The organism is Azospirillum sp. TSH64 (assembly GCF_003116035.1).
In the GTDB taxonomy this organism is placed as follows: Bacteria; Pseudomonadota; Alphaproteobacteria; order Azospirillales; family Azospirillaceae; genus Azospirillum.
In genome coordinates this window covers 28,932-52,044 of the sequence record NZ_LGQW01000015.1, presented here as the reverse complement: position 1 = coordinate 52,044, position 23,113 = coordinate 28,932, and the positions used below count along the sequence as shown (strand labels likewise).

At 64.6% G+C, this 23,113-nt stretch carries 21 protein-coding genes and 2 pseudogenes; 9 read left to right on the top strand and 14 right to left on the bottom strand.

The annotated features are described in order from the left end of the window. Positions 1-56: 56 nt before the first annotated feature. From TSH64_RS01770 to TSH64_RS01760, 3 genes are all read right to left on the bottom strand, one after another. Positions 57-1,985: an alkaline phosphatase PhoX gene (locus TSH64_RS01770; RefSeq protein WP_109095199.1), complete on the bottom strand. Its 1,929-nt coding sequence runs from the start codon at positions 1,983-1,985 to the stop codon at positions 57-59. A 136-nt stretch (positions 1,986-2,121) separates the two neighbouring features. Next, on the bottom strand, positions 2,122-2,415 hold the full coding sequence (locus TSH64_RS01765; RefSeq protein WP_109095198.1) for a hypothetical protein: 294 nt from the start codon (positions 2,413-2,415) through the stop codon (positions 2,122-2,124). 6 nt (positions 2,416-2,421) lie between these two features. Further along, complete coding sequence (locus TSH64_RS01760) at positions 2,422-3,036, bottom strand: NUDIX hydrolase (RefSeq protein WP_109095197.1); 615 nt, start codon at positions 3,034-3,036, stop codon at positions 2,422-2,424. A 295-nt stretch (positions 3,037-3,331) separates the two neighbouring features. Here TSH64_RS01760 and TSH64_RS01755 point away from each other — a divergent pair, with 295 nt between their 5' ends. The 4 genes from TSH64_RS01755 to TSH64_RS01740 all read left to right on the top strand — a co-directional run bounded on the left by TSH64_RS01755 (position 3,332) and on the right by TSH64_RS01740 (position 8,686). Further along, complete coding sequence (locus tag TSH64_RS01755; RefSeq protein ID WP_247872679.1) at positions 3,332-4,483, top strand: sialidase family protein; 1,152 nt, start codon at positions 3,332-3,334, stop codon at positions 4,481-4,483. Between the two features lie 70 nt (positions 4,484-4,553). Continuing rightward, entirely contained in the window at positions 4,554-5,672 is a 1,119-nt protein-coding gene (locus TSH64_RS01750; protein ID WP_109095195.1) for an SRPBCC family protein, read from the top strand. Positions 5,673-5,783: 111 nt separating this feature from the next. Beyond that, the gene (locus TSH64_RS01745; protein WP_247872678.1) at positions 5,784-7,388 is read left to right on the top strand and encodes a DUF1800 domain-containing protein; all 1,605 of its coding nucleotides are present in this window, start codon (positions 5,784-5,786) and stop codon (positions 7,386-7,388) included. Positions 7,389-7,402: 14 nt separating this feature from the next. Beyond that, positions 7,403-8,686 (top strand): DUF1501 domain-containing protein, encoded by a 1,284-nt coding sequence (locus tag TSH64_RS01740; RefSeq protein ID WP_109095193.1) that lies wholly within the window; start codon positions 7,403-7,405, stop codon positions 8,684-8,686. A 139-nt stretch (positions 8,687-8,825) separates the two neighbouring features. Here the strand turns inward: TSH64_RS01740 and TSH64_RS01735 are convergent, their stop codons facing one another. The 6 genes from TSH64_RS01735 to TSH64_RS01710 form a co-directional block, all read right to left on the bottom strand. Continuing rightward, a complete protein-coding gene (locus TSH64_RS01735; protein ID WP_109095192.1) occupies positions 8,826-9,245 on the bottom strand; it encodes a type II toxin-antitoxin system VapC family toxin in 420 nt (139 codons plus the stop codon). Beyond that, positions 9,245-9,490: a plasmid stabilization protein gene (locus tag TSH64_RS01730; protein ID WP_109095191.1), complete on the bottom strand. Its 246-nt coding sequence runs from the start codon at positions 9,488-9,490 to the stop codon at positions 9,245-9,247. The genes TSH64_RS01735 and TSH64_RS01730 overlap by 1 nt, the downstream gene beginning before the upstream one ends. A 73-nt stretch (positions 9,491-9,563) precedes the next feature. Next, entirely contained in the window at positions 9,564-10,127 is a 564-nt protein-coding gene (locus tag TSH64_RS01725; protein ID WP_109095190.1) for a GNAT family protein, read from the bottom strand. Further along, positions 10,124-11,113, bottom strand: coding sequence for an RHO alpha subunit C-terminal catalytic domain-containing protein (locus tag TSH64_RS01720; protein ID WP_109095189.1), 990 nt, complete (start codon positions 11,111-11,113; stop codon positions 10,124-10,126). The genes TSH64_RS01725 and TSH64_RS01720 overlap by 4 nt, the downstream gene beginning before the upstream one ends. Beyond that, the gene (locus tag TSH64_RS01715; protein WP_109095188.1) at positions 11,110-11,778 is read right to left on the bottom strand and encodes a Rieske 2Fe-2S domain-containing protein; all 669 of its coding nucleotides are present in this window, start codon (positions 11,776-11,778) and stop codon (positions 11,110-11,112) included. Before TSH64_RS01715 ends, TSH64_RS01720 begins: the two co-directional genes overlap by 4 nt. A 9-nt stretch (positions 11,779-11,787) precedes the next feature. After that, the gene (locus TSH64_RS01710) at positions 11,788-12,552 is read right to left on the bottom strand and encodes an SDR family NAD(P)-dependent oxidoreductase (RefSeq protein WP_109095187.1); all 765 of its coding nucleotides are present in this window, start codon (positions 12,550-12,552) and stop codon (positions 11,788-11,790) included. Between the two features lie 261 nt (positions 12,553-12,813). On the opposite strand from TSH64_RS01710, the gene TSH64_RS01705 reads away from it, so the two are divergent. After that, positions 12,814-13,920, top strand: coding sequence for a ketoacyl-ACP synthase III (locus TSH64_RS01705; protein ID WP_109095186.1), 1,107 nt, complete (start codon positions 12,814-12,816; stop codon positions 13,918-13,920). A gap of 70 nt (positions 13,921-13,990) precedes the next feature. Here the strand turns inward: TSH64_RS01705 and TSH64_RS01700 are convergent, their stop codons facing one another. Next, positions 13,991-15,136, bottom strand: a complete 1,146-nt coding sequence (locus tag TSH64_RS01700; RefSeq protein ID WP_109095185.1) for an FkbM family methyltransferase — start codon at positions 15,134-15,136, stop codon at positions 13,991-13,993. Between the two features lie 276 nt (positions 15,137-15,412). Further along, positions 15,413-15,682: pseudogene (locus TSH64_RS01690) on the bottom strand (transposase); the annotation flags it as partial. A gap of 70 nt (positions 15,683-15,752) precedes the next feature. Between TSH64_RS01690 and TSH64_RS01685 the strand changes: the two are divergent. Next, positions 15,753-16,510 (top strand): IS5 family transposase gene (locus TSH64_RS01685; RefSeq protein WP_109095184.1). Its coding sequence is split into 2 segments (ribosomal slippage): positions 15,753-16,086 and positions 16,086-16,510, totalling 759 coding nucleotides; the frame shifts between segments, so codons are not numbered across the junction. A gap of 187 nt (positions 16,511-16,697) precedes the next feature. On the opposite strand, the pseudogene TSH64_RS01675 reads toward TSH64_RS01685, so the two are convergent. Further along, positions 16,698-17,153, bottom strand: a pseudogene (locus TSH64_RS01675) (transposase); the annotation flags it as partial. A 289-nt stretch (positions 17,154-17,442) separates the two neighbouring features. Here TSH64_RS01675 and TSH64_RS01670 point away from each other — a divergent pair. From TSH64_RS01670 to TSH64_RS01660, 3 genes are all read left to right on the top strand, one after another. After that, a complete protein-coding gene (locus tag TSH64_RS01670) occupies positions 17,443-18,660 on the top strand; it encodes a tetratricopeptide repeat protein (RefSeq protein WP_109095182.1) in 1,218 nt (405 codons plus the stop codon). Positions 18,661-18,976: 316 nt separating this feature from the next. Next, on the top strand, positions 18,977-20,452 hold the full coding sequence (locus tag TSH64_RS01665) for a GSCFA domain-containing protein (RefSeq protein WP_109095181.1): 1,476 nt from the start codon (positions 18,977-18,979) through the stop codon (positions 20,450-20,452). A gap of 164 nt (positions 20,453-20,616) precedes the next feature. Further along, a complete protein-coding gene (locus TSH64_RS01660; RefSeq protein ID WP_109095180.1) occupies positions 20,617-21,003 on the top strand; it encodes an IS630 transposase-related protein in 387 nt (128 codons plus the stop codon). Positions 21,004-21,237: 234 nt separating this feature from the next. Here the strand turns inward: TSH64_RS01660 and TSH64_RS01650 are convergent, their stop codons facing one another. Both TSH64_RS01650 and TSH64_RS01645 read right to left on the bottom strand, forming a co-directional pair. After that, positions 21,238-21,450 carry a hypothetical protein gene (locus tag TSH64_RS01650; RefSeq protein ID WP_109095290.1) on the bottom strand — a complete coding sequence of 71 codons (213 nt, stop codon included), beginning with the start codon at positions 21,448-21,450 and terminating at the stop codon, positions 21,238-21,240. A 6-nt stretch (positions 21,451-21,456) separates the two neighbouring features. Beyond that, positions 21,457-23,079 (bottom strand): IS66 family transposase, encoded by a 1,623-nt coding sequence (locus TSH64_RS01645; protein WP_109095289.1) that lies wholly within the window; start codon positions 23,077-23,079, stop codon positions 21,457-21,459. Positions 23,080-23,113 lie beyond the last annotated feature (34 nt).

Genomic DNA, 23,113 nt, shown 5'->3' with positions numbered 1-23,113 from the left:
GCCGCGTTCTTCCCTGCCCTTCCAGCCCCCGCAGAGACCCTGCCCGGCTGTGTTTCTCAGACCGCCTGCGGCAGCCCGTGGATGTAGCCGACGCCGCCGCTGCGGCGGTTGCGGTAGGCATCGTCGATCAGGCCGGCGACGCTGTCCTTGACCTTGTCGTGCAGGCCCTTCTCCCAGTCGCCGGGGTGCTGGAAGTTGCTCATGATGTAGGAGAAGCCGTTGACGTCGTCGACCGCCTGCAGGCCGGTCGACTCCGCGCCCGCCGGGCAGGACAGCAGGCGGGACAGCTGCTTGGTGTCGACGTTGTAGGCCCACAGGAAGTTGTTGACGTGGGCGCCGCTGTCCTCGCCGATCAGCAGCGTGCGCAGCTTCTCGGAGAATTTCAGGTTGTCGGGGTTGGCGATGCGGTCGGCGTCGGCGGTGTTGCCGATGGCGTCCGGGGTGGCGAGGTCACGGCCAACCAGGGCCGGGACGGCGCTGAAATGCACCGGCACCCACTCGCTGTCGATGGCCGCACCGGCCATGTCGGTCTGGCCGGCCTTCATCGGCAGCTGATAGACGGCGCCGGCGTTGATGGCGTCGACCTTGATGCCGCTCTTGCCGTCGCTCATCGACTTGTACATGTAGGACACCGCCATGTAGGCGGTCTTGTCCTTGGCGTTGACGGTGACGCCCTCCAGCTTGGTGAGCGCCAGCGTGGCGCCGACGGTGGGGGCGTAGCGGTGGGTCTCCAGGAAGGCGGCGGCCTTCTCCATGCCCGGCTTGAACTTGACCCATTGGGTCTTGCCGCTGAAGGGGATGAGGGTGAAGGACGGGTCCTTTGGATCCTCCTTCTTCACCTCGACGATGTCGGCGGCCTTCAGGCTGTCGGCCAGCTTTTCGATCTCGGCGCTGGTGGCATGGCCCAGCTTGACCCACTTCAGGCCGAAGGCGCCGCCCTTGTCGAGATCCTTGCCGGCCTCCTGCTCCATCTTCGCGGCATAGAGGGTGCCGGCGGAGAGGTCCTTGGCCTTGTCGGCGATGAACATGAACAGGCCGCCGTTGGTGGCGTCGTCGCCCATCAGCACGGTGCGCTCGTCCGGCATCACCTGCACCAGCTCGTGCGAGATGCGGCCGAGGCAATAGTGCTTCTTGATGCTGCCGGTGCCGTCCAGGTTCACCGTCACTTCCGGCAGGTGGCCGTAATGGTACGGGTTGGCCTTGGTCTCGTCGCCGAACAGGTTCTTGCTGTAGGCGCGGAACTGGTCGTCGAGCGCGGCCGCGTCCGGCTCGTACTCCTCGCTCGACAGGTGGGTGTTCCAGGGCGACAGGCTGGCGCCGCAGGTGATCCACAGGCCGTGCACGCCGCTGGTGTCGACATTGTGGTACTGCACCAGCTTGAGCGCGCCCGTCTCCTTGTTCTGGTCCAGCGTCAGGACGGCGATCGGCGACGGCAGCTTGCCGTACATCGAGGCGTCCTTGGAATCGCGGGTGGTGTATTCGAACTGGACGACGGCGAACAGCGTGTTGCCGGTGACGCCGGCCACCTTGGCGCCGGGGATCGGGGCCAGCAGGTTGCAGCCGTCCGGGCAGTCGGAGAAGAACTGCGACGGGGTCGCCAGCGAGGCGTCCAGGATCGGCTTGCCGGCGATGTCGACGTAGCCGCCGGCCAGGATGGTGCCGCCCTTGCCGTCCGGAACGTGATCGCCGGTGATGAACAGCGGCTGGTAGCCGAGCGCGAAGCTCTGCTTGGAACCGTCGGCCCAGGTCACGACCATGCTGGATTCGACCGTGGTCTTCGCCTGCGCCGCGGCGGCGGTGGGGGCGGCCATGCCGACGAACTCGACGGCGACCGGCGCACCCTTGGCGGCGGCGGCCTCGGCGCCCGAGGCGAACAGCAGCTCGCCGGCGCCGATGCCGGCGACCGGCAGCAGCGGCAGCCCGGCGAGGGCGCGGAGCACCGAACGGCGCGACGTTTCAGGCAGATGGACGGACAGATCGGTCATGGCGGATGTCTCCCGAACCCTCATCAGGGCAAGCGGCTGGCATGCGGCGCGCCGCCGGGCCATGGGAGCCCGTTCGGCGCAGCCTTGTTCTTGGCGAGCGTCGGGAAGCTACCGCGGGGATGTTACAGTTTGACGGTCAGCGGGCGCTGAGCATGCAGGTGCGGTCCGACGGCATCGGCAGCGCCACCGGCTTGCCGTCCGCCCCGGTGCCGCGCACCACGCGTCCGCCGGCTTTCCCGCCGGCTGCCGGCTGTTCTGCGATCTCCGGGTCGGTGACCTGGCCGGCGACCGTCCATTGCCGGGTCTGCGGGTCCTGGCAGCGCAGCTCGTAGCGGCCCTTCATCGGCTCGGCGGCGGCGGGCGAGGCGGTCGGGAGGGCGGCGGCCAGGAGCAGGGCGGCCATCAGGGGCATATGGGGAGAGCGGATCATCCGGCTTTATCCTTGGCTGCTTGTGTCCGGTGACTGGGGACGGGAGACCGCCCGGGCGATCTCGGCCTGCCAGACCATGCTGACCAGGGCGATCTGGGTCAGCAGATGCATCTCGCCGCGGCCGATGGCCTCCTGCAGCTCCGTCCGCGTCAGGAACAGGATCTCGGTGTCCTCCAGATCGTCGGAGACCGGATCGGCGACCCGGCGGCAGCCGGTGGCATGGAACATGTGCGACCAGGCCCCGCCCTGGTTGGCGTTGACGATATAGGCGCCGAGGTCGGTCCAGGCCTCCGCTTCCATCCCCGTCTCCTCCATCAGTTCGCGCCTGGCGGCGGCCAGCGGATCCTCGCCGGGCGACAGATGCCCGCCTGGAAACACCAGCCCGACCTTGCGCGGGCCGTGGCGGTATTGGCGGTAGGTGACGATCCGCCCGTCCGCCGTCTCGGCGAAGATGCAGGCGAAGGAGGGCTGGTCGAACTGGTAGTAATCGTCGATCCGCCGCCCGTCCGGCAGCTCCACCGTCTCGACCCGGACCTTCAGGAACGGATCGGCGTCCAGCAGCTCGCGGCTGCCCAGCACGGTCCAGGGTCGGTGCAGGCGGTAGGGGCGGTGTCCGGGCATAGGCTGGGCTGTTCTGTGTCAGGTGCGGTTGGCCCTATCGCCTATCAGCCCCCGCCCACCGGCGTCCAGTCCCCCTCATGGGGAAGGACCGGGATGGGGCTTCAGGCCGCCGCGGAGAGCCGGTTCACGAAGGGGCCAGCCCGTCCGCCGAAACTCCCGCCGCCTCCAGCCCCTGCGGGCCGTCGGGCCGGAACCGTCGGCCTTCGCCTTGCCGCTCTGCTGCCGAGGCGCGGCGTTACGGGTTATAAGCCTTGCGGTCTTGTGAGGACTGAAGAAGGCAGGGAATCCGATGGCCATGACCGGTGTCGAGCATCGCGTGCTGTACCGCGACCCGCGTTTCTATGCGTCCTTCCCGTCGCTGGCCCCGACCGTGCCGGGACAGGAGGGAACGATGCTGCTGGCCTTCCGGCGGGCCCGCGACCATCGCTGGCTGCGCGGGGCAGAATACCGGGCGGGAGAGACCGGGTTCAACCATGTCGACCATCTCGATTCCCGCTCCCATACCGTCCTGCTGCGGCTCGGCCCCGATGCGGAGCCGCTGGGAGAGGAAACGGCCCTGCCCGCCGATCCGCAGGCGGCCGACCAGGACGCCAGCCTGCTCATTCTTCGCGACGGCCGCATCCTGCTGACCGGATTCCGCTGGTATCCGGTGCCGTCGTCCCAGGGGGACGCGCTGCGCGCGCTGGGGATCGGGCTGACCGGCAACCCGCAGAAGACCGGCGACCTCTACATCTTCTGGGGCGGCTACAGCCGGCACAGCGACGATGGCGGGCGGAGCTGGACCGCGCACCGCGACCTGCCCCCGCTGCCCGGCCATCCCGACATCGTGCCGGGCCGGCGGCCCTTCCATGGCGGGGCGGTGCGCGGCCGGGCGGTGGAGGCGCCGGACGGCACGATCCTGCAGACCGGCTACACCCACCACCCCTCCACCGGCACCTATGCCAGCCATCTCTTCGCCTCCACCGACCGGGGGGAAAGCTGGGGGCACCGGGCGGTCATCGCCATCGATCCCGAGGCCAGGGCCGGCTTCTGCGAGACGGCGCTGCATCTGGACGCCGACGGCGTGCTGCACGCCTTCCACCGCACCACCGGGCTGGACGACCATCTGGCGACCTCGCGCTCCACCGACATGGGCCACAGCTGGGAGCCCTGGCGGCGCCATGCGGTGGTCGGCCATCCCTATGACGCCTGCCCGCTGCCGGATGGCCGGCTGCTGCTCGCCGGCGGCTACCGCCATGCGCCCTATGGAGTCCGCGCCCGCCTCTACGACCCGCGCCGCCAGCAGCCGGACGAGGGGACGGAGTTGGTGCTGCGCGACGACGGGCCGGCACCGGATCTGGGATATCCCTGGGCGGCGGTGCTGCCGGACGGCCGTGCCATGGTCGCCTATTACATCTGCGACGCCACGGGGCTGCGCGGGATCGAGGCGACGCTGTTCCGGCCGTGAGGGGAGAGAGTGCCTGCGACCCGCTGTGCCCTGGACCGGCCGGCGGGGCGCAGGCTACCCTTCCTGCATCATGGAAAGCCCCCTCCCCTTCTTCGCCGCCAAGGCCGTTCCCGGCATCGCCCCCGCCGCCTACCACGACCCGGAGATCTTCCGGGCGGAGGAGGAGCGGGTCTTCCGCCGGTCCTGGGTTTTCGCCGGCTTCACCGACGACCTCGCCCGGCCCAACGACTATCTGACCCGGCGCATCGGCGGGCTGGATGTGCTGGTGCAGAATTTCGAGGGGGAACTGCGGGGCTTCCGCAATGTCTGCACCCACCGCTTCGCCCTGATCCACCGGGCGCAGCGCGGCAACGGCATGCTGCGCTGCGGCTATCATGGCTGGACCTTCGACCGCGACGGCGTGCCCTATGGCATCCCCGGCAACGAGGCGAATTTCGGTCTCGACCGGGAGGGCCGCTGCGGCCGCTCCCTGACCCCGGTGGCGGTGGGGGTGTGCGGGCGCTTCGTCTTCCTGCGGGTGGCGGCGGAGGGGCCGGATCTCGACGACTGGCTGGGCGTCACTGCCGACGTGCTGCGCCATGCCTCGGAGATCTTCGTCCGCTCCTTCGACGAGCAATCGATGGAGTGGGCCGCCAACTGGAAGATGGGGGTGGAAAGCGTGCTGGAGGTCTATCACGCCGACCTCACCCACCCGACCACCTTCCGCAAGCTGGTGAAGGGCGACTGGCGCTGCGACTATGACGGCGCCCATTCCCGCGGCGTCACGTCGGTGTCGGACAGGAGTGCCCGCTGGTGGGACGGCGTGTCGGACCGGCTGGGCTTCCGCCCCAGCCCGGTTTTGCGCGAGTACGACCACCTGCACATCTTCCCCAACCTGGAGATCGGCTTCACCCGCGGTGCTGTGATGAGCGTCCAGACCTACGATCCGCGGGGGCCCGACCGCTGCGCGCTGAGCCTCCGCCTGTTCCTGGCCGATCCGGACGGCGATGCCGGCAGGGGCGGTCCCGCCGCCCGCCGCCTGATCGAGGAGGGTGCCCGCGACCTCAACGTCGCCCTGCTGCGCGAGGACCAAGAGGCGTCGGAGCTGGCCTTCCGGGGGTGCCGCCAGACGGACCGCCCGGCGATGCTCGGCCTGAACGAGGAGCGCATCCAGCAGTTCCACGCGGTGTGGCGGGGAATGATGGGCTGACGCCGTCTCCCCCCTGCCGCCGCTTTTTTGTCGCTGTCCGGGGAACTGGGGGTCTGTCATCATCGGGCAGGGGGCTTGGTCGTCGGAGGTTCATCCACCATGGGCGGCACCATGACGATTCCCCCTGCCGTCGTTTTCGGCCGGCTTGCCTTCGGTCCACGAACCGCGGAAATCGGCGCCGGTGATATCGATACCGGCCGGCCCGACTGGCTGGCCCGCTGGCTCGACCGGCAGCTGTCTCCCGATCTTTCCTCCGATGGTCATGACGACCCCGAGGTCGAGCGCCATCTCGCAGCTGCCAGGCTGCGCATCCGCTATCCCGCCGGGGACGGCTGGGAAGCGGTGGACGAGGACCGGCCGCTGGCCTGCCTGAGCCAACCCATCGAGGCGCTGTGGCCGCTGGCCGCCAACCGTCCGGCGGTCGCCGGTCCGGAGCGGCAGAGGCCGCGGCTGGAGACCGCAGCCGCCACCCTGATCCGCGCCGTCCACAGCCGCTGGCAGCTGCGCGAGGTGCTGGTCGATTTCTGGCACAACCATTTCAACGTCAACGCGGCGGGCGAGCCGGCGGTGGCCGCCGCCCTCCCCGTCTATGACCGCGACGTGATCCGCCGCCATGCGCTGGGCAATTTCCGCGCCTTCCTGGAGGCGGTGGCGACCAGCAGCGCCATGCAGGTCTATCTGAACAACCGCTCGTCCCGTGCCGGCGCCGCCAACGAGAACTACGCCCGCGAACTGTTCGAGCTGCACGGGCTGGGGCGCGACGCCTATCTGAACGCGCTCTACAACCGCTGGCGCGACGTGCCGGGGGCGCTGCGCGGCGCCCCCGACGGCTACATCGACCAGGATGTCTACGAGGCCGCCCGCGCCTTCACCGGCTGGACGCTGGAGGACGGCGCCGGGCTGGGCGGCGATGCCAGGCTGCCGGTGACCGGCCGCTTCACCTATGTCGAGGGCTGGCACGACAGTTACCAGAAGCGGGTGCTGGGGCGGGAGTTCGACCCCTTCCAGTCGCCGATGGACGACGGGCGCCGCGTGCTCGACCTCGTCGCCGACCATCCGGCGACAGCGCGCAACCTCTGCACCGCGCTGTGCCGCCGGCTGGTCGCCGACGATCCGCCGGCCGGGCTGGTCGCCCTGGCGGCGCGGGTGTGGACGGAGAGCCGCAGCAAGCCGGACCAGATCGCCCGCGTCGTCCGCGCCATCGCGCTGTCCCCCGACTTCGCCCGGATCCGCGATGCCAAGGTGAAGCGCCCGCTGGAGCTGGTGGCGTCCTTCGCCCGCGGCGCCGGCATCGATCTCGTCCCCACCAACGCCCTGCTGGGCGAGCTGGACGGCAGCGGCCAGCGGCTGTTCGGCTGGCCCGCCCCGGTCGGCCATCCCGACCGGATGGAGGCATGGCTGGGAGCCGCCGCCATGCGCCGGCGCTGGTCGCTGCTGCTCGGGCTGGCGGAGAACCGCTGGGAGACCGGGGCCATCGACCTCGCTGCCCGTTTCCCGGCCCCGCTGTCGGCCGCGGCGGCGGTGGACCGCTGGCAGGAGATCCTGCATGGCGGCGAGCCGGAGCGGGCGACCACCGCCGCCATCCTGTCCGGCATGGGGCTGGCGGCCGACGCGATTCTGACGCCCGGCACGACGGCGGGCGCCAAGACCGACGATGGCCGGCTGCGGCGGGTCGCCGCCTTCGTGGCGATGGCGCCACGCTTCAACCAGCGTTGAGGGAGGCTTGAGCCATGACGATTTCACGCCGCGGTGTGATGCAGGGCGGCTTGGCGGCCGGTCTCGGGCTGGCCGGGAGCGTGCTGACGGGGCTGCCCGGCGTCCGCAGCCTCGCCTTTGCCGCCGATGGATTTTCTACCGAAGCGCCGGCCGGCACGCTGGTGGTGGTGTTCCTGCGCGGTGGGGCGGACATGCTGGCACTGGTGGCGCCGGCCGACGACCCCGACTATCGCGCCGCGCGGACGCCGGAGTTGCGGGTGATGGCGGAGGGGCCGAAGGCCGGCATCCGGCTGGACCAGACGCTGGCCCCTTCCCTCGACTTCCGCCTGCATCCCGACGCCGCCCCGCTGGCGGAGCTGTATGCCGCCCGCCGGCTCGCCATCGTCCATGCGGTGGGGCTGACCGACGGCACCCGCAGCCATTTCGTCGCCCAGGACCTGATGGAGCGCGGCATCGCCCGCGAGGAGGACCTTGCCCGCACCGGCAGCGGCTGGGTCGCCCGCTGGCTTGGCGAGGGCGGGCATGGTGAGGGGTTGCAAGGACGCGTTCCGGCCATCGGCACCGCCGCTGCTCCGGCCGCCGCCCTGGCCGGTATGGGCGGCGCGCTTGCCGTGCCCGACCTGCGCGGCGGGCTGGCCCCTCCCGGCGGGCCGCAGGCGGCGGCGGTGCTGGCGGCGCTCTGCCGGCAGGGCGACGGCGCCTATGAGCGGGCGGCTCGGGCGGCGCTCGACGGGCTGTCGGCGGTCGATGGCCGGCTGCCTCGGGAGGCTGGCGGCAAGGTCGCCGCTTATGACGCGGAGGGCGGGGCCGTCTATGAGGAGACCGAGGCCGGGCGGGCGTTGCAGACGGTGGCCCGCATGCTGAAGATGGACATCGGCCTGCGGGCGGCCTGCGTCGATGTCGGCGGATGGGACACCCACGAGAACCAGCAGGGGCGCTTCGCCAGTGCCGCCGGTCAGCTGTCGCGCGCGCTTGCCGCCTTCCATGCCGATACCCTGCGTTATGAGCGCGACCTGACGGTGGTGGTGATGAGCGAGTTCGGCCGGCGCCTGCGCGGCAACCGCAGCCAGGGCACCGACCACGGCCATGGCGGCGCCATGCTGGTGCTGGGCGGCCGGGTGGCGGGCGGGCGCATGCTGGGCCGCTGGCCGGGGCTGGCCAGCCACCAGCTGGACCGCGGCGTCGATCTGGCGGTCACCACCGATTACCGGACGGTGCTGTCGGAACTGATCGGCGCACCGGCGGCGCGCGGCTTTCCAGGATTCCAGGGGGCGCCGCTGGGGGTGCTGCGGGGGTAAGGCGGTCAGTCCGCCGACATTGGTGTGAAGAGCCGCGGATCGACGGGAACATTCTGGATGTCGGCGCTGCGCCGCTTCTCCGCATCCGGGGGCAGCGAGTTGAGGGGAAAATGGTCGCGGTCTGGCAGGGCGGCTGACTTTAACTTTCCCACGGATTGATGATTGGCACCCCGCAATCCAGAAAATCCGCCACGTTCCTGGTTGCCAAGGAAGCGCCACGGAATGCAGCGATAGCAGCGATCTGCGCATCGAAGGCCCCGGTTGGCCGGCCTTGTTGCCGTCGTCCCGCAGCGATGGGCGCGAAGGCTTTTGCCGCCATGCTGTCGAAGGGCAGCACCCGGCCGGCGAAGTCCTCGGCAAACATCTGCTCCGCCGCCATCAGCAGGTCGCTTCGCCGCCGCCCCTCCGGCAGCAGGGCGAGACCGAAGAGAATTTCCGCTTGGGTGATCGTCGTCGTGAACAGGGTGGTGGCGGGGTGTCCGGCGAACCAGCGAAGTACGGCTTCGGACGGGGCCGGGCGCATCAGTTCCGAAAGCACGTTCGTGTCGAGGACGATCATCAGTCGAAGCTGGGCGGAGGTCGCAGGGCTTCCCGTCTTGCCTCCGTTACCTCGACGCCGCCGAGCCGCGCGAAGCGCCGGTGGATTGCTGCACCGAGATCCGGAACCGGCTGCCGCTCTTCCGTAAGTGCTGCACGCAGAATGTGGCGGGCCTCATCCTCCATGGAACGCCCGTGATGGGCGGCACGGATCCGCAGCCGGGCTTTCAACGGATCCTCCAAGTTCCGAATCGTGAGGCTGGCCATCCTGTGCTCCTCGGCATGTTGGGAAGAAGGTTAGGTCGTGATTGCATCGATTTCAATGATAGCGTTCTCTCCCTCACCGCCACTCCCGCCCGTCCATGTCCTGATAGACCCTGAACCGGTCGCGCACCGCCAGCCAGTCCTCGGCCAGCATTTCGAAGATGTGCAGGTCGATCTCCTGCCCGTCCTTCACCACCTGGCGCTTCAGCACGCCGACCGGGCGGTAGCCGATCATCGGCTGGCCCTTCAGCAGGCGGGGGCTGTTGGTGCCCAGGATGTGGTTCACCACCTTGCGCAGCCCCAGCGTGAAGAAGACGTGGTTCAGCATGTAGGCGAAGTTCAGCGGGGCCGCCCCCGTCCGCCCTGCCCGCTCGCCCATCAGCACGCCGATGGTGGCGATCCGCCACTCCGGTTCGGTGATGGTGATGGAGACATGGCCGGCCGGCACGCCGTCGACGCAGAGGATGCGGTGGACATAGTCGTCCCGTTCCGCACAGCGCCGCAGCCATGCCTTCTGGCGCTCCACGTCATAGGGTACGACGCTCAGCATCTGGCCGGCGATGTCGGGCCGGGTGCGCCAGTCGAGCATAAGTTGGGCGTGGTCCTCCGTCGGCTCGATGAAGGTGAGGGTTCCGCTCATGCAGCCTCTCCCAACTGGCGCAGCATCGCCTGATGGAAGTCGAGAATGCGGCGCTCGCGCCGGCCGTAGATGCCGGTGATGTGGGGAAGGTCCGCGATGCCCGGGCGGCCCTGCTGCACCGCCTCGCAGACCGGGCGGTCCTCGGCGATCACAGTGCTGGCGGATTCGATCAGATAAGCGGCGGTGGAGCGGTGGAAGGCCTGCTCGCGCGCCGTTTCCAGCCGGGTGGTGGGCAGGAACAGCTGCCACCGCAGGACCGCGGAATCGGGAGCGACCGGATCGACCCGGTGCGGGATCACCGTGGCACCGTAGAAGGTCGCCAGATAGAAGTTCGGGAAGATGAAAATGTGGCGGTAGACGGGCTCTTCGGCGAAGCGGCGCATACGCAGCTTGGCGTCCAGCTTCGCCCACCAGCCGGCGGTGCCGTCGGCCAGCAGCCAGCGGGAGTCGCTGTTGGCGCCATGGCGTTCGGTGACGAGCCCGTTCTGCCAGTCGGGATGCACGGCGGGATGGATGGTGTCGGGATGCACGGTGGAGCCGTGGAAATCGTCCATCGTGTTCTCGACCAGCGCCTTCCAGTTGGCCTGGAACGCGATGCCGACCGGGGCCTGCGGGTTGAGGCAGTTGGCCGACATCGTCGCCAGCCGCTCGCCATAGGGCGCCAGATGTTCAGCCAGGGTGGGACCGTTGTCCTGTGCGATGCGGGCGAAGACCAGGGCGCCGCAGCGGTCGATCTGCAGGGGCCGCACCCGATCCCCGTCGCGGCAGACGCCGTCCATGGCCTCGCCTTGGCGCCGCAGTTCAAAGCACAGCCCGGCCATCTCGGCGGTCAGGACATTCGTGGCGTCGAACACGCCCATGTAGAGCCAGCAGCGGCCGAAGAGCCGCTCACGCTCCTGTGCGAAGGCTTCCTCTGTCCAGAAATGGCTGTGGGGCAGGAAGGCGCCGTTTTCGGGGACGATGCTGTGGACGGAATGCGCGCTCATGCCGGCAGCTCCGCATCGGCGGTTGTTGGGGCGGTTGTGAGGGCGGTGGCGGGATAAAGGGTGACGGTGCGGGAGAAGCGGCTGTCTGCACCGTCTGGCGCGGCGCTGTGCAGCACCAGAGCACCGTCCGGCGCCCGATGGATGCGCAGGTTGGCGGCTTCGATGCGTTCCCAACCGTCCGCCGGCTCCAACGCGACGCCGCGGTGGGGGAAGGCGTCGGACAAAGCGGCCAGCCGGGCGAAGAGGTCGGCGCCCAACTCCTCTTCCAGCGACGGACCGTCGAGGGCCACCCGGACGAAGACCAGCCGGCCGCAGCGAGCCAGGGAGGCCGGGTGCAGGGCCAGGCGCCGGCGCCCCTCCGCCTCCAGCTGGAAGTCGGTCGGGTTGAAGGGCAGCCCGACCGGCAGGCCGTCGGCGTCGAAGCTCCAGCCGTGATAGGGACAGCGCAGCGGGCCGCAGCCCGCCGGCTCGCCATGGATCACGGCGAAGCGGTGGGTGCAGACGTTGCGGAAGGCGACCACCCGCCCCTTGATGTTCTGCACCACCAGCGGCACCGCCCCCACCCGCGTGGTGACGAAGGCGTTGGGGCTGGCGAGGTTGTCCGCCAGGCAGAGGTGGAACCAGCGGGTTTCGGGCCGGCGGCTTTCGGGAGCTTCGTTCGGCATCGCGGGGCCTCAGGCGGTGCGGCCGCCGTCCACCGTGACGATGGACCCGGTCATCCAGCGGCTGGTGTCGGCGAGCAAATAGGCGATCATGTGGGCGATGTCGTCGGGATGGCCGAAGCCCAGCGGCTGGAGCGTGCGCAGATGCTCGTACTGCTCGGCGGTCAGCTTCTGCTTGCCGCGCTCGATCAGCTCGGTCTCGACGATGGAGGGAACGACGCAGTTGACGCGGATGCCGTCGCTCAGCAGCTCCACCGCCAGCCCCTTGGTGGCGGCGATGATGCCGCCCTTGCTGGCGGCATAGACGACGTTGCCGGGCGAGGCCGCCGTGGCGGCGGTGGAGGAGATCAGCGCGATTGCCGCCCGCTCGGCATGGCAGCCCTTCTGCCGCAGCCCGCGGGCGAGTGCCAAGGCGCTGCCCAGATTGGCCCGCATCACCTCGTCGAAGAAGGCGGCGGAGAAGATGCGGATCGGCCGCAGCGCCTGGATGCCGGCGCAGTGCGCGATGCCGTCGAGGGGAGCGTCGTCGGCGCACAGCCCCTTTACCCAGCCGGGCACGGCTTCGAGGTCCGACAGGTCGAAGGGGGCGATGGCGTGGTCGTCTCCTTCCAGACGGTCGGCGGTCTCTGCCAGCCGCTCCTCGTCGCGGCCGTTCAGCACCAGCCGGGCGCCCAGCTTCGCCAGCACCACCGCCGTCGCCCGGCCGATCCCGGCCGACGCCCCGGTCACCAGGATACGGCGGCCGGTCAGGTCCATGGGGTTGTAGGCGGCTGTCATGGTGAGGAAATCCAGGGTGGTGGCGGATCGGGATGCGGACCATAGCACGACGGGCGGCCGACATCAGCGCGTCCGGGGCTGCGGCCTTTTGGTGCCGGGCGCCATGCCCCTTTCCCGATCGGCAGCAGCGGTTACGGCGGAGCCATGCGGCGCAATCAATCTTTCGGAAACCAATCCGGCGTCACTGTGCGCTATGGTGCCGGACACCGGCCGAGACAAGCGCCCCTGCCGGGCTGCGAAGACGCGAAGGACAGGACAGCCATGAAAGCCATCATCGACGGCATCCGGATCGCCGGCCTGCGCGCGGTGGTGCCGCCCCAGCGCCATTCCTTCGTCGAGGACCCCGGCATGTTCACGGTGGAGGAGGCGAAGAAGCTGGCCGCCACCATCGGCGTCCAGGAACGCCGCGTGCTGCAGCATCCCTATTGCGCGTCGGATCTCTGCCTCGCCGCGGCTGAAGGGCTGATGGAGCAGCTGGGCTGGGAACCGGCGACGGTGGAGGTGCTGGTCTTCGTCTCGCAGGACGCCGATTACGTGCTGCCGGCCACCGCCTGCATCATGCAGCACCGGCTGGGGCTGCCGACCAGTGCGGCGGCCTTCGACGTGCCGCTGGGCTGCTCGGGCTATGTCTACGGCCTGTGGATCGCGGCAAAGCTGCTGGGCGGATCGACAGCCAAGCGGGCGCTGGTTCTGTGCGGTGACAACCCGACCCGCCACCTGCACCCGGAGGACCGCGCCACCCTGCCGCTGTTCGGCGATGCCGGATCGGCCACCGCGCTGGAGGTGGACCCGGCAGCGTCCCCCATCCCGGTGGTGATCGGCACCGACGGCGCCGGCGCGCCGCACATCTTCGTCAAGTCTGGCGGCAAGCGCCATAGCCTGATCCCGCCGGTCGGCACAGCCGGTCGAATCACTGACACGGAGGCAGCCGCTCAGCTGGAGCGCGACTCGCGCCTGACGCTGAACGGGGCGGAGGTGTTCTCCTTCACGCTGCGCGCCGTGCCGCCGCTGCTGCGCGAGGCGATGGAGCATGCCGGCACCGACGTGGACGGCATCGACCGCTTCGTCCTTCACCAGGCCAACGCATTCATGCTGGAGCATCTGCGCAAGCGCATCAAGGCGCCGGCCGACCGGTTCGTCATCGACATGCAGGGCTTCGGCAACACCAGCTCCGCCTCCATCCCGCTGGCGATCTGCCACAGCATGGGGGGGGTGCTGGCGGTTGGGCCGGTGAAGACACTGATGGCCGGATTCGGGGTTGGCTGGTCCTGGGGCGCGATGGTGGCGGAGCTAGGGCCGATGCCGGAGCCGCAGGTAATGGATTTGCCGGAGGGGTATCCGGTGCTGGGTATAGCAGCGCCAAAATGAGAGCGCGGATCAAAGCAGCATTAACAAGATATCTGCGCCTTGACCCGCTAACCACGATTAGAAAGGATTTTCACCCTGAAATTTTGGTTCCATTCGGAGCGACGCAGTACAGGACGGTTTCCAAAGGGCTCCAATGATGGTGTCGAATATAAATTTGATAATCGGAGTACAGGCTCTTGACCAACATTGGCAGTTTCCAAAGATCATCACCCTTGTGATACGCGCTGATGGCCAAAGTTGGTTGATATTCTGAGATCAAGAAACGCGCACCCTGCAAAGCTTCCGATTCTGCCCCTTCGACATCAAGCTTGATGAAATTTGGGGGTTCTGTGGACAGAATGGCATCGAGAGATACAACAGCAATATCTGACCCATCGCTCTTTTTTCCAACTATAGCAGCAGACTCTACGCCTTCATTTGCCAAGCGGAGAAATTCATTTCCAGACCAGACACCGCAAGAATATGCAAAAAATTTCGTCTGAGGATATAGGTGCTTTAGATCCTTAAACGTCTGTAGCAGCCTCAAAAATGAAGTGGGTGATGGCTCAAATGAAGCCACGTAATCAACAGGAACCTTAGAAAGCTTTAAAGCGTTTTTTGCTGTAATACCGTTGAAAGCGCCGCAGTCGGCGAACCTTAGCCGCTTAATTCCTCTAAATATATCAATAGATTTAGGGAAATAATGAGTTAACTGGTCTGGAAGATTAAGCAATGGGCCTTCATACATTTCTTTCCTATGGCGAATAAGTTTTCCCATTAATTCAATGCTTTTCTGGTCGCTCAGAATGGACTTTATTTCAGAAATCTCTTTATCGTTTGGAATATTTTCTGAGAATTTTCGCAAGCCATTCTGGCGTTCATAGCAAAATTTTTGATAATCAACGGTATTATAGCATTTTTCGTTAAATTCTTTGATTTCGTGATATATTTCTGCAATGCCGCTCCAGGTAATGATTTCTCTTACCCCGCTATCGCGAAGATAATCTATTGCTTTTTTTTCACAATTATGCACGTCTTCTTGATCTTCACTAATGGTAAAATAAACTGTTAAGTTTGTTTTTTCCTGGATATCTGATACCCTTATAATGGGTATGCCGTCGATTTCACGGATAGAGATAAGCTCATCAATGAAAAAATCAACAGTTCCTCCATTGCTTCGTACGACATCAAGCAAAAGGCGGCCACCTTTTCCAGCGCCGTAAATTGCCAAAGTCATTCTCTAAGCTCCATCTATATGAGACCGTATACCAGGATGATTATCATCTAACAGGCTGCTGAAAAACCCCCTTCTTCGGTTTTTGCTTACCGAGCTGGCTGAAGGCATGGGTAGTGTCTGACGGACAGAGCCTGCGCAGCGACCGGCGGATTATGGTGAGTTTGATCCAGGCCAGGAAGTTGAGAGCGAGCTTGTCGGAGCGGCTGGCGAGATTACGGCAGTGCTTGAGCCAGCCGACGCAGCGGTCGACTACGTTGCGCCGCCGGTAGAGCTGCCGGTTGACTCCCGTGTCGACATGCCCCGCGCGTACATCGACACGATCTTCTCGTCGAAGCCGGGGAAGCGGCGCTGGTACTTGCCGATCAGCGCCGGATCGAACGTTCCCGTCCGGTCGCGGGGAATGGACAGGCCCACCGAGCCACCCTCGGTCAGCACCGTCTTCTGGCCGTAGCCGTTGCGACGGTTGCCGCTCTCGTCACCGGCCAGGTGATGATCCAGCTCCGCCTTCAGAGCACGCTCCGTCAGCGCTTTCTTCAGCTGGTCTAGGGCTGGGACCCATAAAGGGATTCCCAAGGGTTCGGGGTTGTGATTCAAGGTCTCCGGAAGGAGACCGCTGTTGGACCGAGACTATTTTTGGCTGACCGACACGCAGTTTGCGCGGCTTGAACCACATCTGCCGACGGACACCCGTGGCAAGCCCCGGGTCGATGATCGCCGGGTCATCAGCGGTATCGTGCATGTCCTGATCTCCGGCTGCCGGTGGAAGGATGCCCCTGCGGTCTACGGGCCGCGCAAGACGCTGTACAACCGCTTCCAGCGCTGGGCGGCCAAGGGTGTCTGGTCGAACCTGTTTCACGCTCTGGCCACCGCCGGAGGACCGCCCGCGGAGGTTTTGATCGATTCCTCCGCCGTAAAGGCGCATCGCTGCGCCTCGGGCGGAAAAGGGGGGAGCGGAACCAAGCGATCGGTCGCTCGCGCGGCGGTCGCACCACCAAAATCCACGCCCTGACCGACCGGAACTGCCGCCCCATCGCCTTCCTACTCACCGGCGGGCAGGTCGCGGATTGCGTCGCTGCCGACACCCTGCTCGACAAAGTCGCCGCCGCAGATCTGATCCATGGCGACAAGGGCTATGACACCAACGCCGTGCGCCGGAAGATCGAGGCGATTGGAGCCGCGCCAAACATCCCGCCCAAGATCAACCGCATCTGGAAAAACTGTTTCTCGCCATACCTTTATCGAAACCGCAACGCCATCGAGCGCATGTTCAATCGGCTCAAGGATTTCCGACGTGTCGCCACCCGTTACGACCGGCTGGCCACAAACTTCCATGCCGCCGTCTGCATCGCCGCTGCCGTCTGCTACTGGTTATGAGTCCCAGCCCTAGCAAGCCGTTCTGGTCGAATGCCGTCTTGGCGTCAGCTCCAGCCAGCAGTTGGTCGAGGATCGCGTCCGGAATAACGGGCTCTTTGCGTCGGGCCATGTCGGGTCTCCTTCAGTTCTAGGATAACCCCGCCAAGCACGGAATTCCTGACACTCCCAAACCATGCCAGCTACGCCCCTCACCGCTGCTATCCTTGGGCCGGAAGCTCTTCACCGAGGCCCAGGCTTCGATCAGCGTGCCGTCCACCGAAAAATGCTCGTCCGACAGCAGCGCCTTCACCTTCGGCTGGCCCAGCACGGTGGCCAGGAACTTGGCCGCCACATCTCCGGCCAGTAGACGCTCCCGGCCCTTGGTGAACACCGTCACGTCCCACACCGGAGCGTCCATCGACAAGCCGACGAACCAGCGGAACAGTAGGTTGTAGTCGAGCTGCTCTATCAACTGCCGTTCCGAGCGCACCGAGTAGAAGGCCTGGAGCAGCAACACCCGCAGCAGCTTCTCCGGTGGGATCGAAGGCTGCCCGATCTTGGGGTACAGACCCTCAAAGGTCGTGACATCACCTCCAGCGCTTCGTCCACGATGCCGGATCGCCCACAATGGATGGGTCGCCGGAACCCGCGCCTCGCAGCTCACTTAGCTGAAAAGACCCTCGCTACGTTCGTCCAAGCCCCGCATCATTCCCTCGCCCATCACCTTTTCCCTCACAGGAGGGAATCACGACACGAGAGCCGTGCACAGCCCTTTTTCCGCGCCCTGATAAGCCAACCTTTCTCGTGATGCAGTATCAGCCATTGTCCGCGCAGGACGAGACAGCGGTGCTGATTCGTGACAGTCTCTGGTTTGATGTATCCCTTATTGCTATGGTGAGGTGGCTTACGGTCGGAGCTGCCTCGGTCGTTTCCGCGCACCAAAGGGTACATACATGTTTTCTCATAAAGCATCAGCCATTGATTTATCTCCGAAAGCAATTGAGCAATGGCGTCAAAATATCCGTGTGTCTACATTTGCCAATTATTGTTTGGAAATGGGCATTGCGCTTGAGCGAGAGGGAAGCATAGCCAATGCGCTTTCTTCTTACAGTAGAGCGGTTGATCTGCAGCCTCATCGGCTAGAGGGTCAGGTTCGTCTGATCCGTTTGCTTCAAGCCGTTGGGCAGGATAGCACCGTTGCTGAACAAGCAGCGTTGCGGGTGTCACCCAATTATTTTGCCTTGGGCTTGGTCGTTATTGCGATCCGCCAACTAAAGGATGGAGATTGTGATGGAGCGTTGCGGCTCGCATCAGAAGCGATGCAAGCAGGAAGCGATCTCCCATGGGTCCAGTCAGTAATGACCATAGCTCTCAGCTTCTCGGGGCGAATCGAGGAGGCCCGTAGGTTGGCCAGTAAGATTCGACCATCACCGTCTGACATTCCGGACAACTTTTCGGACCACATCGCCGAAGTGCTGCACAATTTGATTGTGCAGCAGCAATGGTCGTGTGCTTTGCCCTGTCTGGAAGCACTGGCATCCGTGGATCCAGACAACATGACCATGATGGATCAATTGGCTTGGGCTTATCTGGTCGCGGGTGAGTGGCCTGCCGCTGAAAAAGCTTTGCGTCACCATTTGGCGCATCACCCTGATGACAGCGCGAGAACAATCGACCTTGCTCAAGTGTTGCATGCTCAAGGTGACCTCGTCGAATCCAAAACCCACTATCAACGAGAGGCTGCTAGATCAAACAGCCCTTACCAACTGCGAGGACGAGTTGGTTTGGGGCTAATCTCTATTGCTGAGGGCCAGCCTGAAAAGGCTGTTGAGTTGCTGAAAATGCCGCTGGGTGATGCGGAAAGCGACTGGTGTCAGAAAGATCCAATGGCAGCTAGTACCATGAGCTTAGCTTTGCTCCAAATTGGAGACATGGGCAATGCGGAGCAATGGATGAATGCCGCCCTTCATCTTGCGGAAGACAATCATTGGGTTCTTTCTTCCATGGCAGTGCTGCGCTTGCGTCAAGGAAATCGCAAGGAAGCTGTAGAGTTGCTGCAAAAGACGGGTCTAACTCCTCAGTTGTCTAGGTTTACAGCCTGTCTGAGACCTTGGGCTTTTGCAGAGTTAGCCTCTGCCTATGAAGAGGGAGGTATTCGGTTTCTTTCCTAGGGGGTATATCACGACTGGTCTGAAGCCAACCACAATCATTGGTTGAATGCGCCGGAGCGGGGTTTCGATAAGCACTTCAAGCTTCATCACTGTGCTCCATAGATGGCGGTGCTGATGTCTAGTGTGAGGTGTCATGGTATCTGTGGCGAAGCGATAGGGCTTGGGTGCAGTGGGAGGATGCTTGTGGCCCATCCTCAACGCATCGCATTGCTTCGCTTGGACAGTCTATGATCTTTGATCTGTGTCAGTACACTGGATTGGCGGCTCGGTACTCGAAATACAGGAATTCTTATCAGAATATGGACGGACGGTTGGGATGAACGGTGACAACTTGGCGCTTCTGCTCTCCAGACTGGACGGTGATCAGGAAGTGGCTGCAGCCTTAACCGACTATTTGCTGCTAAAACCAGACGATGCAGAGGCACGAGTTCTCTTGGCGGAATCTCTGCTGCGCCTGGGCCGATATCAAGAGGGCCTCGATGCTCTTGAGTCTGTCAAACCCTGCCCAAAGGCCTGCGAGTTGCGGGCAGAAATTTTCTATTTCCAGCGCCGTTTGAGGGAAATGGCCAATCAATTGATGTTGGCAGCGGTCCTAAGGCCAGGTGCTGTCCACTCCCAGGTGCGGGCGGCCAAATGTTTAATGAGCCTCGGCATTCCAGCGAAAAACCGTGAGGCTTTTCGTTTGGCGAGATGGGCGGTTCGGCTGGCATCCCACTGGACGGAAGCGTGGCGAGTTTTGGCTACGGTATCGATGTATGTGGATGAATGGGCCCAAGCAAGGGTAGCATATGAGCGGTTGCTAGAGCTTGATCCAAATGATAGGGAGGCGCAACACGATCTTGGAAGTCTGCTGGCGCGGATGGGAGAGCCTTTGGAGACTGTTGTCGCGGCAGGTCTTCCTGTTTCCTCGACTGTCGTCGTCAATCACCCAAAAGCCAGGAGCAGAAGAAAATCGTTTGCTCGTTATCCGCTACAAAAAGATCTTGAAGAAAATTTTGTCAATGTCATTCGAAAGCATGTGGCTAACGAGTTCTTCCACTCTCCTCCAATACTTGGACGGGAGGCACATTTCGTGACTTTTGGTTCCTGCTTTGCTGGTAATGTCGCGGCAGAGTTAAAGCGTCATGGCCGATCGGTCTGGCATCTGCCGATTGGAGAAGATATCAACAACACTTTTACAAATCGCATTTTTTTTGAATGGGCCTCTGGGACCATAAATTTAGATGAGAAATCTTCTGAAAATCTGAAAAGTCTTCTAGGTCTATCTCAAGCACAAACTATAGAACAACTAAAAAAGGCTGATTGCTTTATATATACCTTGGGATTAGGAGCGGCATTCTTTGACGCAGAATTTGGAGGGAACGCCGTTATTCCGAATTCAACCTGGGTTGGGAGTCGGATTCTATCAGAATCCTATACATTTAGAACGACCGGAGTGGATGAGAATGTCCAAAATATAATGGAAATTATCAGATTGATTCGCATTATCAATCCAGATGTCAAAATTGTCCTTACTCTTTCTCCGATTCCTCTTCTTGTCAGCTTTGAGCGAGCTTCTGCGGTCCTGGCCGATTGTGTGAGCAAATCTATATTGCGGGTGGCGGTCCATGAAGTGATGAAGAAGAACCTTCAGAATGTATATTATTGGCCGAGTTTCGAGGTTGTACGCTGGATATATCCTCATATTGGCCAAGTTTACGGTAACGACGATGGTGTTTCACGCCATGTGTCATCAGAAGTTATCAGTTCCATTATAGATGTTTTCTTGGAAATGATCAGTCATAATGTATAATGAGTAATGCTGATCTAATTGTGTAGCCTATCGTAATTGTAGCATCTGGCCCGGCTACCGATGGCGGAACATCTAGAGCGGATTGACGTGCATGTGAATCGGGTGATTCCCGTGAGGTCGGAAATGTGATTCAAGATTCGGGCTGGTGAAGGAGGCTGGCCCGCATGTCCAAGGCGCTTTCCGTCGATCTGCGTCAGCGCGTTGTCGATGCCGTTCATGCCGGGTCTTCCTGTCGGGCGGCGGCGGCGCGCTTCGGTGTTGGCGTATCGTCTGCGATCCGCTGGGTGGCACGGGCGCGCACGCGGGGTGACCTGACACCGGACAAGCGCGGCGGGAACGTGCGCTCGCGCCGGATCGATGAGCACCGGGAGTTCCTCCTGGCTCTGATCACGGCGGAGCCGGACCTGACCCTGGCGGAGGTAGCCGAGCGTCTGGACGCGGCAACGGGCTATCGCCCCTTGCCCAGCATCGTGTGCCGGTTCTTCCAGCGCCACGGCGTGACGCGGAAAAAAAGACGGCGCATGCCGCCGAACAGAACCGGCCGGACATAGCAGAACAGCGCGAAGCCTGGTTCGACGGCCAACCGGACCTCGATCCGGAGCGTCTGGTGTTCATCGACGAGTGCGGCACCTCCACGAAGATGGCCCGGATGTACGGCCGCGCGCCAAGGGGCGAGCGATGCCGCGCTCCGGTCCCGCATGGCCACTGGAACACGACCACCTTCGTCGGCGCGCTCCGGCTGTCCGTACGCATCCGGTGAGTGACGCGGGTGCGGATCGAATCGTTCAGCGTGCTGCTCGGTGGATTTGGATGAGTTCCTTGAGGCTTTCGACGCCATCTTCGGTCAGGGCATAGAACCACTGCTCGCCTGGGCCGAACACGGCCAGGCAACCGTCCTCCGGCTCCAGCTCGATGGCAATGTCGATCAGCCATTCGACGTCCTCGCCGAGGATCTCGGCGACGCGCTCCATGGTCACGAGGTTGCGGGTTCTGGCCATGGTTCCTCAGATCGCCGTGGTCGCCTCGTGCAGCCGCTTCCATTCCCAGGGCAGCAGTTCGTGCAGCTTGGTCTGAGGCAGATCGTTGATGCGGGCCAGAACGTCGGCCAGCCACGCCTGGGGATCGATGTCGTTCATCTTTGCCGTCACGATCAGGCTGTACATGGCGGCGGCGCGCTGCCCGCCTCGATCCGATCCGCAGAATAGCCATGCCCGTCTGCCCAGTGCGATGCCGCGCAACGCTCGTTCGGCAGCATTGTTGGTCAGGCAGACCCGTCCGTCACGCAGGAAGCGGGTGAAGCCTTCCCAGCGGGTCAGCATGTAGTCCATCGCCTTGGCCACCGGCGCGTGCTTCGACATCCCGGCCCGGGCCGTTCGCATCCAGTTTTCCAGTTCCTCGATCCGGGGCTTGGACAGCTCGGTGCGCACCGCCAGACGGTCGGCCGCCGAACGCCCCAGCGCCTCACGCTCGATGTCGAACAGCGGGTCGATGCGCCGCACCGCCTCCAGCGCCAAGGGCGAGATCGGCGGCGCTCCCTTGCCGCGCCGCTTGTTGGCGGCGATGTCGGCCAGTTCGAAGAATTTCCGACGCGCGTGTGCCCAACACAGGGCCTCGGCCACGGGCTCCGGCTGGCGGCTCGCATCGTAGAGGCGGTTGTAACCGGCATAGGCGTCGGCCTGAAGCACCCCGGTCCAGCCGGTCAAATGCGCCTCGGGATGCCCGCCGCCGCGGTCGCGGGAGTAATGGAACAGCGCTGCCGGCGCCGCCTCGCCGCCAAACGGCCGGTCATCGCGCACATAGACCCAGATGCGGCCGGTGTCGGTCTTGCCCTTGGCCAGAACCGGCACGGTCGTGTCGTCGCCGTGCAACCGCTCTGCCGCCAGCACATGCGCTTCGAGCCGGTCGAGCAGCGGCTTCAGCACCCCGCACGCCGCCCCTACCTGGTCGGCCGCGGTGGACAGGCTGATCTCCATGCCCTCCTTGGCGAAGCGCTCGCACTGGCGGTTCAGCGGCTGATGCTGGCCGAACTTCTCGAACAGCAGCGTGGCCAGCAGGTTCGGTCCCGCCCAGCCGCGCGGCGTGGTGTGGAACGGTGCCGGCGGCTGGCTGATCGTCTCGCAGTCCCGGCAGGAGAATTTCTCACGCACCGTTTGGATGATCTTCCACCGCGCGGGAATGCGTTCGGCCGTCTCGGTCACGCTTTCACCCAGCTTGCACAGCCGGGTCGAGCCGCAGCATGGGCACACCGCCGGCGCCGGGATCACGACGCGCTCGCGCGGCAGGTGCGCCGGGAACGGCTTGCGCGACGGCGCCTTGCGGGTGATGCGGGCCGCGCCGGTCGCCTCGGCCACCTGTTCCGCCGCCAGATCGTCCTCGCCGACGCTTGCCTCCGCCTCCTCCAACTGGAATTCGAGCTGGTCGAGCAGTCGGGAGGTCCGTTCGGAGCGCCGGCCGTAGAGGTCGCGCTGGAGCTTCTCGATCTGGAGCTTCAGGGTGGCGATCAGCGCCTGGTCGCCGGACCGTTCGGCCCGCGCCTGGGCGGCGTCCGCCTCGGCCAACGCAGCTCGGCCCCGCGCTTCGAGAAGCGCGGCGCGCAGGGCGTCGATGGTGTCGGGCAGGGCGTCCATGGGGCCGGATTGTACCCGGAAACCCGCACCAATC

What these genes read in the sequence shown, in the direction of transcription:
- TSH64_RS01770 (WP_109095199.1), bottom strand. Translation starts at nt 1,985, where the DNA reads ATGACCGATCTGTCCGTCCATCTGCCTGAAACGTCGCGCCGTTCGGTG.
- TSH64_RS01765 (WP_109095198.1), bottom strand. Translation starts at nt 2,415, where the DNA reads ATGATCCGCTCTCCCCATATGCCCCTGATGGCCGCCCTGCTCCTGGCC.
- TSH64_RS01760 (WP_109095197.1), bottom strand. Translation starts at nt 3,036, where the DNA reads ATGCCCGGACACCGCCCCTACCGCCTGCACCGACCCTGGACCGTGCTG.
- TSH64_RS01755 (WP_247872679.1), top strand. Translation starts at nt 3,332, where the DNA reads ATGACCGGTGTCGAGCATCGCGTGCTGTACCGCGACCCGCGTTTCTAT.
- TSH64_RS01750 (WP_109095195.1), top strand. Translation starts at nt 4,554, where the DNA reads ATGGAAAGCCCCCTCCCCTTCTTCGCCGCCAAGGCCGTTCCCGGCATC.
- TSH64_RS01745 (WP_247872678.1), top strand. Translation starts at nt 5,784, where the DNA reads ATGACGATTCCCCCTGCCGTCGTTTTCGGCCGGCTTGCCTTCGGTCCA.
- TSH64_RS01740 (WP_109095193.1), top strand. Translation starts at nt 7,403, where the DNA reads ATGACGATTTCACGCCGCGGTGTGATGCAGGGCGGCTTGGCGGCCGGT.
- TSH64_RS01735 (WP_109095192.1), bottom strand. Translation starts at nt 9,245, where the DNA reads ATGATCGTCCTCGACACGAACGTGCTTTCGGAACTGATGCGCCCGGCC.
- TSH64_RS01730 (WP_109095191.1), bottom strand. Translation starts at nt 9,490, where the DNA reads ATGGCCAGCCTCACGATTCGGAACTTGGAGGATCCGTTGAAAGCCCGG.
- TSH64_RS01725 (WP_109095190.1), bottom strand. Translation starts at nt 10,127, where the DNA reads ATGAGCGGAACCCTCACCTTCATCGAGCCGACGGAGGACCACGCCCAA.
- TSH64_RS01720 (WP_109095189.1), bottom strand. Translation starts at nt 11,113, where the DNA reads ATGAGCGCGCATTCCGTCCACAGCATCGTCCCCGAAAACGGCGCCTTC.
- TSH64_RS01715 (WP_109095188.1), bottom strand. Translation starts at nt 11,778, where the DNA reads ATGCCGAACGAAGCTCCCGAAAGCCGCCGGCCCGAAACCCGCTGGTTC.
- TSH64_RS01710 (WP_109095187.1), bottom strand. Translation starts at nt 12,552, where the DNA reads ATGACAGCCGCCTACAACCCCATGGACCTGACCGGCCGCCGTATCCTG.
- TSH64_RS01705 (WP_109095186.1), top strand. Translation starts at nt 12,814, where the DNA reads ATGAAAGCCATCATCGACGGCATCCGGATCGCCGGCCTGCGCGCGGTG.
- TSH64_RS01700 (WP_109095185.1), bottom strand. Translation starts at nt 15,136, where the DNA reads ATGACTTTGGCAATTTACGGCGCTGGAAAAGGTGGCCGCCTTTTGCTT.
- TSH64_RS01670 (WP_109095182.1), top strand. Translation starts at nt 17,443, where the DNA reads ATGTTTTCTCATAAAGCATCAGCCATTGATTTATCTCCGAAAGCAATT.
- TSH64_RS01665 (WP_109095181.1), top strand. Translation starts at nt 18,977, where the DNA reads ATGAACGGTGACAACTTGGCGCTTCTGCTCTCCAGACTGGACGGTGAT.
- TSH64_RS01660 (WP_109095180.1), top strand. Translation starts at nt 20,617, where the DNA reads ATGTCCAAGGCGCTTTCCGTCGATCTGCGTCAGCGCGTTGTCGATGCC.
- TSH64_RS01650 (WP_109095290.1), bottom strand. Translation starts at nt 21,450, where the DNA reads ATGGCCAGAACCCGCAACCTCGTGACCATGGAGCGCGTCGCCGAGATC.
- TSH64_RS01645 (WP_109095289.1), bottom strand. Translation starts at nt 23,079, where the DNA reads ATGGACGCCCTGCCCGACACCATCGACGCCCTGCGCGCCGCGCTTCTC.